Source organism: Flavobacterium branchiophilum NBRC 15030 = ATCC 35035, from assembly GCF_002217205.1.
GTDB classification, from domain to species: Bacteria; Bacteroidota; Bacteroidia; order Flavobacteriales; family Flavobacteriaceae; genus Flavobacterium; species Flavobacterium branchiophilum.
Genome location: NZ_MUGT01000119.1, coordinates 1 through 11720 on the forward strand (window position 1 = coordinate 1; position 11720 = coordinate 11720).

At 32.0% G+C, this 11720-nt stretch carries 13 protein-coding genes and 1 tRNA gene; 11 read left to right on the forward strand and 3 right to left on the reverse strand.

Annotated features, from left to right (window positions below):
- The first annotated feature begins 233 nt into the window (after positions 1 to 233).
- The 10 genes from B0A58_RS12505 to B0A58_RS12550 all read left to right on the forward strand — a co-directional run bounded on the left by B0A58_RS12505 (position 234) and on the right by B0A58_RS12550 (position 8573).
- Positions 234 to 1187: an isopenicillin N synthase family dioxygenase gene (locus tag B0A58_RS12505; RefSeq protein WP_089081340.1), complete on the forward strand. Its 954-nt coding sequence runs from the start codon at positions 234 to 236 to the stop codon at positions 1185 to 1187.
- A gap of 6 nt (positions 1188 to 1193) precedes the next feature.
- Positions 1194 to 1874: a VOC family protein gene (locus B0A58_RS12510; protein ID WP_089081341.1), complete on the forward strand. Its 681-nt coding sequence runs from the start codon at positions 1194 to 1196 to the stop codon at positions 1872 to 1874.
- 16 nt (positions 1875 to 1890) lie between these two features.
- Positions 1891 to 2223 carry a translation initiation factor gene (locus tag B0A58_RS12515; RefSeq protein WP_014084164.1) on the forward strand — a complete coding sequence of 111 codons (333 nt, stop codon included), beginning with the start codon at positions 1891 to 1893 and terminating at the stop codon, positions 2221 to 2223.
- A 31-nt stretch (positions 2224 to 2254) separates the two neighbouring features.
- Positions 2255 to 3121 carry a nucleoside phosphorylase gene (locus B0A58_RS12520; protein WP_089081342.1) on the forward strand — a complete coding sequence of 289 codons (867 nt, stop codon included), beginning with the start codon at positions 2255 to 2257 and terminating at the stop codon, positions 3119 to 3121.
- 4 nt (positions 3122 to 3125) lie between these two features.
- Positions 3126 to 3653 (forward strand): GNAT family N-acetyltransferase, encoded by a 528-nt coding sequence (locus tag B0A58_RS12525; protein WP_089081343.1) that lies wholly within the window; start codon positions 3126 to 3128, stop codon positions 3651 to 3653.
- Between the two features lie 24 nt (positions 3654 to 3677).
- On the forward strand, positions 3678 to 4529 hold the full coding sequence (locus B0A58_RS12530) for a substrate-binding domain-containing protein (protein ID WP_089081344.1): 852 nt from the start codon (positions 3678 to 3680) through the stop codon (positions 4527 to 4529).
- Between the two features lie 15 nt (positions 4530 to 4544).
- Entirely contained in the window at positions 4545 to 5477 is a 933-nt protein-coding gene (locus tag B0A58_RS12535) for a transglutaminase (RefSeq protein ID WP_089081345.1), read from the forward strand.
- Between the two features lie 138 nt (positions 5478 to 5615).
- The gene (locus tag B0A58_RS12540; RefSeq protein ID WP_089081346.1) at positions 5616 to 6635 is read left to right on the forward strand and encodes a quinone-dependent dihydroorotate dehydrogenase; all 1020 of its coding nucleotides are present in this window, start codon (positions 5616 to 5618) and stop codon (positions 6633 to 6635) included.
- An 80-nt stretch (positions 6636 to 6715) separates the two neighbouring features.
- On the forward strand, positions 6716 to 7582 hold the full coding sequence (locus tag B0A58_RS12545) for a beta/alpha barrel domain-containing protein (protein WP_089081347.1): 867 nt from the start codon (positions 6716 to 6718) through the stop codon (positions 7580 to 7582).
- 157 nt (positions 7583 to 7739) lie between these two features.
- A complete protein-coding gene (locus B0A58_RS12550; RefSeq protein ID WP_089081348.1) occupies positions 7740 to 8573 on the forward strand; it encodes a GIN domain-containing protein in 834 nt (277 codons plus the stop codon).
- Between the two features lie 296 nt (positions 8574 to 8869).
- On the opposite strand, the gene trxB is transcribed toward B0A58_RS12550, so the two are convergent.
- Complete coding sequence (gene trxB / locus B0A58_RS12555) at positions 8870 to 9811, reverse strand: thioredoxin-disulfide reductase (RefSeq protein ID WP_089081349.1); 942 nt, start codon at positions 9809 to 9811, stop codon at positions 8870 to 8872.
- A 317-nt stretch (positions 9812 to 10128) separates the two neighbouring features.
- Here trxB and B0A58_RS12560 point away from each other — a divergent pair, with 317 nt between their 5' ends.
- A complete protein-coding gene (locus tag B0A58_RS12560; protein ID WP_089081351.1) occupies positions 10129 to 10695 on the forward strand; it encodes an LOG family protein in 567 nt (188 codons plus the stop codon).
- Positions 10696 to 10764: 69 nt separating this feature from the next.
- On the opposite strand, the gene B0A58_RS12565 is transcribed toward B0A58_RS12560, so the two are convergent.
- Positions 10765 to 10839 (reverse strand) — tRNA-Pro (locus B0A58_RS12565).
- A 167-nt stretch (positions 10840 to 11006) separates the two neighbouring features.
- On the reverse strand, positions 11007 to 11606 hold the full coding sequence (gene hisIE / locus B0A58_RS12570) for a bifunctional phosphoribosyl-AMP cyclohydrolase/phosphoribosyl-ATP diphosphatase HisIE (RefSeq protein WP_089081350.1): 600 nt from the start codon (positions 11604 to 11606) through the stop codon (positions 11007 to 11009).
- Between the last annotated feature and the right edge of the window lie 114 nt (positions 11607 to 11720).

The window sequence follows — 11720 nt, forward strand, 5'->3', positions numbered from 1 at the left end:
TTTAAAAACAAAAAGATAAAGCGAATGGCGGGAACAGGCCATGGTGAAAATGCCTGAACATGATGCTTCTTATTAGAAAAAATGGGTATTGTTTTGGACAATATACCCATGGTGTTGGGTTTTTAAATTGATATTTTCACAAGATTTTGGAGATATTATTTGAAAAATTAAAATAAAATCTATTATATTTGCTTATCTTTTAAGAATAAAAAAAATAAATTAAGTATCGTATTATGCAACAGATTCCAAGTGTTGATTTGCGTGATTTCCTTTCGGAAGATCCGAAACGTAAACAAAAGTTTGTAAATGAAATCGGAAATGCTTACGAAAATATAGGTTTCGTAGCTTTAAAAGGTCATTTTTTAGATGACGAATTGGTAAACAATTTGTATGAAGAAGTTAGAAATTTTTTTTCGCTTCCAATAGAAGTCAAAGAAAAATATGAGATTCCAGGCATTGGAGGGCAGCGGGGTTATGTATCGTTTGGGAAAGAGCATGCCAAAGGAAGATCTGCTGGAGATTTGAAAGAGTTTTGGCATTTTGGTCAGTATGTGGCGGAGGGTTCAAAATATAGTGAAGCATATCCACCGAATGTTGAAGTTGCAGAATTGAAAAATTTTAATACAATTGGTAAAGAAGCATATAAAATGCTTGAAAAAACAGGTATTTATGTACTACGAGCTTTAGCCTTGCATGTGGGATTGGATGAATATTATTTTGATGCTTTTATAAAGGATGGTAATAGTATTTTGAGGCCTATACATTATCCGCCGATAACGGATGAGCCAAAAGATGGTGCTGTGAGGGCTGCTGCACACGGAGATATAAACTTGATTACTTTATTGATGGGGGCTCAGGGCAAGGGGCTACAGGTTCAGAATCATGCGGGGGTTTGGCTAGATGCCATGGCAGCTCCAGATGAATTGATGATAAATGTTGGCGATATGTTGAGTAGGCATACCAATAATAAATTGAAATCTACGATACACCAAGTGGTAAATCCGCCAAGAGCGTTGTGGGGTACGTCTAGATATTCTATCCCGTTTTTTATGCATCCGGTGAGTGATATGCCTTTGAATTGTTTGGAAAAATGTATAGACGAGGCCCATCCGAAACAATTTGAAGACATTACTGCGGGTGATTATTTGAATGAACGATTGATTGAATTAGGACTGTTGAAAAAATAAATATATATGCACAATTACATTGCTCATGTTGCTATTGTAGTACAAGATTATGATGAAGCGATTGCTTTTTATACTCAAAAATTAGGTTTTGAATTGATAGAAGATACTCCACTTACAGCTGAAAAAAGGTGGGTTTTAATTAGACCAAAATATGCAAAGGGTACTGCCCTATTGTTGGCCAAGGCTTCAAACGATAATCAAAAAAAAAATATTGGTAACCAAGCTGGTGGTAGGGTTTTTTTGTTTTTATATACTGATAATTTTGATATTTTTTATCAAAATTTACTAAAAAATAATATAAAAATTATAAGGCAACCAAAAGATGAAAATTATGGTAAAGTGGCTGTTTTTGAGGATTTGTATGGTAATCTTTGGGATTTAATAGAATCTAAATCCTACAAAAAATTGTTTTATACAAATGCCATTTTGCAAATTAATGAAACTGTACCAATTGAAGTAGCGCTTGAGGCTTTAAAAAATTTACGAGAAGCAACCCTACTAGAATTGGGTTGCCTTTCGTTTGAAATACATCAAATGAAGGACAATCCTAGAAAAATGGTTGTAATGGAATGTTTTGATGACGAATCGCATTTTCATCAGCATTTGAATACCCTACATTTGCAAAATTTTTTAGCTCAAAATATAGTAAGTGTTGAAAAGACTTATGAAACCCAAAATATAATGTAACACCAATTGAAACTATATGGACTTGCAAGACCAATTGAAAAAATTGTTTCCAGAACATGTTGAAAGCGAAACAAAAACGGAAGATATTGAAGAAAACATCAGCCTTTTTATTCAAAAAGAACCCATAATTTGTAAGTATGAAAAACGAAAAGGGAAAGCAACAACAATTATTGAAGGCTATACAGGGGCTGCTGCCGACTTTAAAATATTAGCTAAAGAATTGAAAACAATGTTGAGTGTAGGTGGCACTTTTAAGGATGAAGCCATCATTATACAAGGAGATTATCGGGATAAAATTATGAATTTTTTGAAAGAAAAAGGATTTAAAGTAAAACGTGTTGGTGGCTAATAGACTATTAATTTAATACATTATACATATTATGATTGCACAATCGGAACTTATACTTAATGCAGATGGTAGCGTGTATCATTTGAATTTGAAACCAGAAAATATTGCAAATGACATTATATTTGTGGGCGATCAAGATAGGGTTGAAAAAATCACATGCTTGTTTGACAGTATAGAATTTACACAACAAAAAAGAGAATTCAAAACCCAAACAGGTTGGTATAAAGGCAAAAGAATTACTGTATTGTCCACAGGAATTGGTCCAGATAATATAGATATTGTAATGAATGAATTGGATGCTTTAGTAAATATTGATTTACAAACAAGGACTATAAAACCTGAATTAACCTCGTTGAATATCATTAGAATAGGTACCTCAGGATCGTTACATGCAAACATACCCGTTGGTAGTTTTGTGATGTCAAAATTGGGTATAGGACTAGATAATATGTTGCGATCGTATCAAATAAGTGCCGTTTCTAGGCTAGATTATGAAGAAGCCTTCATTCAACAAACACAATGGGATAGCAAAAAAGGACGTCCTTATGTGATTGAATGTTCAGAAAAATTAGAAAAAAAAATTGAATCTGAAAATATTTTCAAAGGAATAACGGCAACATGTGGTGGGTTTTATGGGCCACAAGGAAGGATTTTAAGATTGCCAATACAAGATGAACATTTGAATACAAAGATGGATCATTTTTTGTATGAAAATTTTCAAATTACAAACATGGAAATGGAAACAACCGCTATTTATGGCTTGTCTGCATTGTTAGGCCATCATGCCCTTTCGTTAAATGCTATTATTGCCAATAGAGCTTCGGGAACTTTTAGTGAAGATCCGTTAGCCGCAGTAGATCAATTAATTGAATATACTTTAAATAAAATAACAGCATAAAAATATGCCAATAATTGAAACCAATAGGCTAATTTTAAGACCTTTAGCATTAGATGATGCTCCTGCGATGTTTGAAATGGACAAAAATCCAAAAGTGCACCAATACCTTTGGAACAAACCTGTATGCCACATCCAAGAAACTTTGGACACCATTACTTATGTTAGGCAACAATATGTAGAGTATCATATTGGTAGATATGCCGTTGTTTTGAAAGAAACTATGGAATTTATAGGTTGGGCTGGACTGAAATGGAATTCCGAAGAAGTGCAAGAACAAATCCATTTTTATGATATTGGCTATCGATTATCAGAGCCAAATTGGGGTAAGGGTTATGCGACCGAAGCCTCAAAAGCATGGATGGAATATGGATTTAAAACCATGAAAATCAATATCATAAAAGCTGCAGCACAATTGGAAAATGCAGCCTCAAATCAGGTGCTGAAGAAAATAGGAATGCAGCATACTTTTGCTTACACCGAAAATAACGTAGTTTGGAATTGGTACGAAAAAGTTAATAGTTTTATAGAATAATACAAAACAAACAGTAGTTTTAAAATGAAAAAAGTAAAAATTGCAGGAGTTCCAGAGCATTTTAATTTTCCATGGCAAAAAAGTATTTCCGAAGGACAATTTGAACAACACCAAATAGACTTAGAATGGACTTCTGTGCCAGAAGGAACAGGAAAATTATGTGAAATGCTACGCCATAACGAAACAGATATTGCTATAATACTTACAGAAGGTATCATAAAAGATATTGTAGCCGGTAATTGTTCAAAAATTGTTCAAATTTATGTGGATTCGCCCCTTTTATGGGGTATTCATGTGTCTGCATCGTCCAAATTTCAAACCATTTCAGATTTATACCAAACTAGAGCTGCCATTTCAAGAAAAGGATCTGGGTCTGAATTGATGACGTATGTACATGCAAAGGAACAACATTGGCCCATTGATACTTTGCAATTTGAAATTGTTCATACGATGGACGGTGCAGTAAAAGCTTTAATAGAGGAAAAAGCAGATTATTTTATGTGGGAACATTATATGACAAAACCACTTGTAGATAATGGAATTTTCAGACGATTAGGAGACTGCCCTACTCCATGGCCCAGTTTTGTAATTGCAGTAACCGATAATTTTTTAGATAAAAATACTGAAATTATAAATATAATTTTAAATATTATTAACAATGTTTCTTCAAAATTCAAATTAATTCCTAATATAGATCAAATAATAGCTGAAAAATTTTCATTGCAACAAACAGATGTTGCTGAATGGTTAAAAATTACCAATTGGTCAGACAAACAAATAGCACCAGAAATGTTAAATTCTATTCAAAATCAATTAGTAGCATTACATATTATCAATAAAAAAGGTACATTTGCTGAAATTATTAAAGCCATTTAGCTTTTTTAAAATACAATGAACCTATCCACCCAAGACAAGTATAACCAAATCATAAACCAACTCAAGGTACCTAAACCTTGGGATAATATCATTATTTTTTTATTAAATATATTGATAGCTATACCTGTATTTATTATTGTCCATCAAAATACAATTTCGTTTGAAGGATATTATAATTTAGACAGAATTTTATTATTTATACTTATACTTGTAGTTTTTCAATTGATTTTAAGAGCAATGAGAAAAATTACATTCATTAGTATTTTTTTTTACATAATTGCTTTAATTTATGGAACATTATTTGGCAGTTATGGTTTTGAAAGTGTATATGAAGATTACCAATCTATTTTATATTCAATGAATGAAAATCCGTATCCACAAGATATAATAATAGAAAAATTATTACCTTTTCCAAATAAAAATAAAATAATTGCAGCAGTTGAATTTGAAAATCCAAAAGTTAGAAATTTTGCAATGAAAGCCATTAATAAAAATTTTAAAAATATTAAAGGCTATTCAAAATACCGCACCACTATTCAAAGTTTTGCTGTATTTAAAGAAATTAACAGCCAATGGCAATATGTGAGCGACCCCAAAGGGCATGATTATATTGCTAAAGCAAGCGAGTCCTTGTTGTATTTTTCTGGTGATTGCGATGATTATTCGGTTTTGATGGCCGCCAGTATCAAATCAATTGGTGCCATTCCACGCATCATCCATACAGGAGGACATGTGTACCCCGAAATTTTAATTGGCAACAATATAGATTTAGAAAACATCAATTATTTAATAAAAAAAATATTATTTAATTCCGAAAGTTTTGACAAAAAAATACATTTTCATAAAGATGAGCGAGGGCAAATATGGGTTAATTTAGATTATACCGCCAAACATCCTGGTGGCCCATTTTTGCATGAAGAAATATTAGGAGCCTTAACTTTAGAGTAAAAATAGATTAAATTTATTGAAAATGTGTTTTTATATTACAAAAAAATTATAAATGAACCTACTCAAAATACAATAATTAAAGCCAAAAAAAATAATGTTACCAAAATATTTATTACTTTTGCCCGATAAATTTTTTGTATGTATCAATCTATTATAAGACCAATACTTTTTAAGTTCGATCCAGAAAAAGTACACCATTTTACTTTTTCATGCATCCGTTTTTTTTCAAAAATACCAGGTTTTACAACGTTTGTCAAGTGGAAGTATCAAGTAGAAAATCCAAAATTAGAACGAACCGTTTTTGGATTAAAATTCAAAAATCCTGTGGGTTTAGCTGCTGGATTTGACAAAGATGCCAAACTATATCAAGAATTATCACAATTTGGATTTGGATTTATAGAAATTGGGACACTCACACCAAAACCGCAAGAGGGCAATCCAAAAAAACGATTATTCAGACTTCAGTCAGACCAAGCCATCATCAATAGAATGGGATTCAATAACGGAGGAGTTTTGGAAGCCGTTTCAAGATTAAAAAAAAATAAAGGAGTGCTAATTGGCGGCAATATTGGAAAAAATAAATTGACTTCAAACGAAGAAGCCAATACAGATTATGAAATATGCTTTGAAGCCCTTTTTCCGTATGTAGATTATTTTGTGGTAAATGTGAGTTCGCCAAATACTCCAAATTTGAGGGCCTTACAAGAAAAAGAACCTCTAAAAAAGCTATTATTACAATTGGAAAAAAACCCATTGCAACATCAAAACCACAAACCTATTGTACTAAAAATTGCTCCCGATTTATCAAACGAACAATTGATAGACATTATTGAAATAGTACAAGAAACACAAATTGCAGGCGTAATAGCTACTAATACTACCATTGCTAGAGACGGATTAACTTCAGAAAATAGACATGAAAATGGTGGTTTATCAGGAAAACCTTTAAGAGATAGAGCAACCGAAGTTATTCGTTTTTTATCAGAAAAAAGCAATAAATCATTTCCAATTATAGGTGTTGGTGGCATTCATTCTGCTGCTGATGCACTTGAAAAACTCGAAGCTGGAGCCAGTTTGGTACAGCTATATACTGGATTTATATATGAGGGGCCTGCTTTAATAAAGCAAATCAACAACGCTTTATTAAACAAAAAATAATTTTTTGCCTAAAAATTTGATAAATCAATAAATAAGTATTATTTTTATGCCAAAATTTAGGAAATTTAAAAATTGTAGCATTGTCAAAAATAGTCAAAATAATCGAATGTCCTCGAGATGCAATGCAAGGCATCAAACCTTTTATTCCTACTACTGAAAAAGTAGCCTATTTGCAATCATTACTTCGTGTAGGTTTTGACACTATCGATTTTGGAAGTTTTGTATCGCCAAAAGCCATTCCACAAATGCAAGACACTGCTACCGTATTGTCGCAATTGGATTTGTCGCAAACTAATAGTAAATTACTTGCTATTATTGCCAATACACAAGGGGCTATTGCAGCAGCTCAATTTCCTGAAATTCAGTATCTTGGATTTCCTTTCTCAATTTCCGAGAATTTTCAAATGCGAAATACTCACAAAACAATTTCAGAAAGCTTAATAACTTTACAAGAAATTTTAAATATTGCACACCAAAATAATAAAACTGTTGTTGCCTATTTGTCTATGGGATTCGGAAATCCGTATGGCGACCCCTGGAATGTAGAAATTGTAAGCGAATGGACAGACAAATTATCTGCTATGGGAGTTCCAATTTTATCATTGTCAGACACAATTGGCAGCTCAACTCCAGAAGTTATTCAATATTTATTTTCCAATTTAATACCAAAATACCCCAATATCGAATTCGGAGCACACCTTCATACCACGCCCGACAAATGGTTTGAAAAAGTAAATGCCGCTTACATATCGGGTTGTAACCGTTTTGATGGGGCTATTCAAGGTTTTGGTGGCTGTCCTATGGCAACCGATCATTTGACTGGAAATATGCCAACTGAAAAATTATTATCCTATTTTACAACACAAAAAGCCTATACCAATTTAAACCCAATGAGTTTTGAAAGTGCTTATAATGAGGCAACTAACTTGTTTAGCCTGTACCATTAATACAGCCATCATACAAAGTAATTACTTAAAGTATTACATGAACATAAAGTTTTACTTAAATAAAAAAAAGGGACTCTACAAGTCATTTTTTTGATTTTAAAACATTATTTGATTTTTTTTTATATTTTTGATAAAAATAATTTAAATAAATAATCAAATGAAAAAACTGTATGCAATCCTTTTGGCTTTTGCAACTTGCATAGCAATGGCCCAACAAAAAGAAAAAATCAAAGGATCAAAAAATGTAACCATCGCCTCCAAAACGCTTACCGATTTTGAAAATGTAGAAATTGGCGACGCATTAGAAATTACCATCGTTAAAGGGATAAGTCCTAGCCTAGATATTGAAGCTGATGACAACTTACACGAAATTATTATTGCCGAAATCAATGGCAAAACACTAAAATTAGGCCTCAAAAAAGACATTTCAAGTTCAAAAAAGTGCTTAATCAGATTGAATTATACCGCTTCATTAAAACAAATTCTTGTCAAAAACGAGGCTAATGTAACTGCAAATGCCCGTATAGAATTGCCAGAAATTTACATCAAAGCAATTGATGAATCTAAACTCAATTTGAATATCGATTGCAAAAATGTAACTTTAAACTTAAGTGATAAATCTGAAACAGAGCTGCACTCTAAATCAGAAAACATGACTATAGAAGCCAGCAAATCGGCCGAATTAAAAGGAAATTTAGTAAGTCAAAATTTAAAATTTGATTTATATCAAAAAGCCGAAGCTAACGTAGAAGGCGAAATTTCAGATTTTATATTAAGATTAGACGCAGATACAAACCTGAAAGCAAAAAAATTATTGGTTAAAAATACCAATATCCTTGCCGAAGGTGATTCAAAAGCCAGTATCCAAACGGCTAATCAACTTACAATAGAGGTCACTGGAAGTTCAGAAATTGAAATTTATGGCGATCCAAAAATAGATTTAAAAAGATTTGCTGACAATGCTAAATTAATCAAAAAAACTACAAAATAAAATTAGAAACAAAACAGTATTATTAATTATACATGAATTTTGATTCAAATAATAATTTTTTTTAAGTAAATTTTCAATTAATTCATTTTGTGCTTATAGATTTTTTTCAAAATCCTTGTCAAAACTATAAATTTTGACAAGGATTTAGTATTTATACTTTGTAAGTAAAATATATAATTTTTAATTTAAGTAAAATTTACAAATAATTACATTTTTTAAATAAAAAAGTTTATATTTTTAATAATAATTACCGACATTACTTAAATTTTAGATAATAATATTAACTTTTTTACTATTTATAATGATGCTAAATAACGTTCAGCATCCAATGCCGCCATACATCCTGTACCTGCAGCAGTTATCGCTTGTCTATACACATGATCTGCTGCATCACCTGCCACAAAAACACCTGCTACATTGGTTTTTGAACTTCCCGCAATATTTTTTATATAACCCGTTTCGTCCAAATCAATAAAATCTTTAAAAATAGCAGTGTTCGGTTGATGTCCAATAGCAACAAAAAAACCTGTGGCTGGTATTGTAACCAACTCGTTTGTTGTTTTATTTTTGGCCAAAATCGACGTTACAACTTGACCATCGCCCTGAACCTCTACCGTATCATGATGCATTAAAATTGTAATGTTTTCTGTTTTTCTTACACGTTCCTCCATGATTTTCGAAGCTCTAAATTTTTCACTTCTTAGCAACATGGTTACTTTTTTACACAATTTAGACAAGTAATGTGCCTCTTCACAAGCAGAATCGCCTGCACCAACAATTACTACCTCCTGATTTCTATAAAAAAATCCATCGCAAACCGCACATGCAGAAACACCACCACCCAGTTGCAAATAATGCTGCTCCGATGGCAAACCCAAGTATTTTGCCGAAGCTCCAGTAGAAATAATCACCGTTTCGCAATGCAATGCTACCGTATCATTAATCCAAACTTTGTGTAACCCTCCCGAAAAATCGACTTTCGTGGCCCATCCATCTCGGATATCAGCCCCAAATCGTTTAGCCTGAGCTTGTAATTGCAACATCATTTCAGGCCCTGTTACACCATCCACATAACCTGGAAAATTTTCAACCTCATTGGTTGTTGTCAATTGCCCGCCTGGTTGCATTCCCTGATACAATACGGGATTCAAATTGGCTCTCGAAGCATAAATCGCAGCCGTATAACCTGCTGGCCCCGAACCAATGATCAAACATTTTACTTTTTCTATTGTTGCCATTTGTTCAAATTTAATTTAAACCGTAAAATTACATTATTAATTGAATTATAAAATATAAATCCTATTTTTTATATTGAAATTTCAATCAATTGTCTATCACACACCAATCATCCCACCTACATTGCACCCAATTTTAATTTTTATTTGTAATTAAATTATTATAAATAAAATAATAATTACAAATGTTTTATGATTTTAAAGCAAACAAGTCATTCGTATTTTTAATATCATTTTCTAAAAAAAAATCAAAATCATTTCATAACAAGCAAATTATTTCACAATTAATACTTATTTTTGAATATCAAAAAAAAAATGAAATGAAAAGAATCTGTATTTTTTGCGGCTCAAGCACAGGAACAAATACTAATTATGAAATTCAAGCAACATTATTAGGAAAATATTTAGCTCAACAAAACATCGAATTGGTATATGGAGGTGCAAATGTAGGATTAATGGGAGCCATAGCTCATGGTGTATTAGATAATGGTGGAAAAGTAATAGGTGTATTACCTATTTTTTTAAAATCAAAAGAAATAGCTCACAATAATTTAACAAAACTTATTGAAGTAAAAACCATGCACGAACGAAAAGCCAAAATGTTTGAATTGAGTGATGCCTTTGTTGCTTTACCAGGAGGATTTGGCACAATTGAGGAAACTTTTGAAATGCTCACATGGGCACAATTAGGTTTGCATCAAAAACCAATAGCGCTTTTAAATCTCAATGGCTTTTATGATGGCCTAATTAATTTTATTCAAAATATAGCAAACAATGGTTTATTAAAACCTGAAAATAAAGATATGCTTTTAATATGCAATAATATTGAAGAATTGTTTGAAAAAATAAACCATTATAATCCAAAAAAAGTAACAAAATGGATTTGAATTTGGTTATTTGAACTTTCTGATATTTTAAAAAAATAAAACCGGTTAAATAAAATTTAACAGGTTTTGTCGGGGTGGCAGGATTCGAACCTGCGGCCTCCTGCTCCCAAAGCAGGCGCGATAACCGAGCTACGCTACACCCCGTATTCGCATGGCAAATATACAACTTTATTTAATTTGAACAAACATATTTTAATAAAAATATTTTTTTTATTATGTCTTTCAATTACAATGAGTTAGCAACAAATGTATGTAACATTTGATCTCTTACTATGGACTTATTTTATATTTGAAACCTAAAAAAACTACTTTTATTTCTGTCTTTTCTTCAAAACTTCAATGACATCATTCATTTGAAAACCTTTGGCTTGTAATAAAATAAGGTAATGAAAAAGTAAATCTGCACTTTCGCTCAAAAACAAATCATCGTTATCGTCTTTGGCTTCGATTACCACTTCTACGGCTTCCTCGCCTACTTTTTGAGCTATTTTATTGATTCCTTTTTCAAATAAAGAAGCCACATAACTTTTTTCGGCGTCGGCATTTTCACGACGGGTTTTGATGGTTTGTTCCAAAGTCGAAATAAAACCATAATTCGGTTGGTTTTCTTCTGCCCAACAGGTATCAGTCCCATTATGACAAGTTGGTCCAACAGGCTGCACTTGAATCAGCAACGTATCGTTATCACAATCGTTCTTGATACTTACTAAGTTTAAGAAGTTTCCGCTTTCTTCTCCTTTGGTCCAAAGACGTTGTTTAGAGCGACTATAAAAAGTTACTTTTTTTGTTTCTTGTGTTTTGGCGAAAGCCTCTTCGTTCATATAACCTAGCATTAAAACTGCTTTGGTTTCACTATCTTGAATAATGGCTGGAATTAATCCGTGGGCGCTTTTTGAAAAATTGATGTTCATGTGATTTAAAGTTAGAGGTTAGAAATTAGAGGTTAGAAATTAGAGGTTAGAAATTAGAGGTTAGAAATTAGAGGTTAGAAATTAGAGGTTAGAAATTAGAGGTTAGAAATTAGA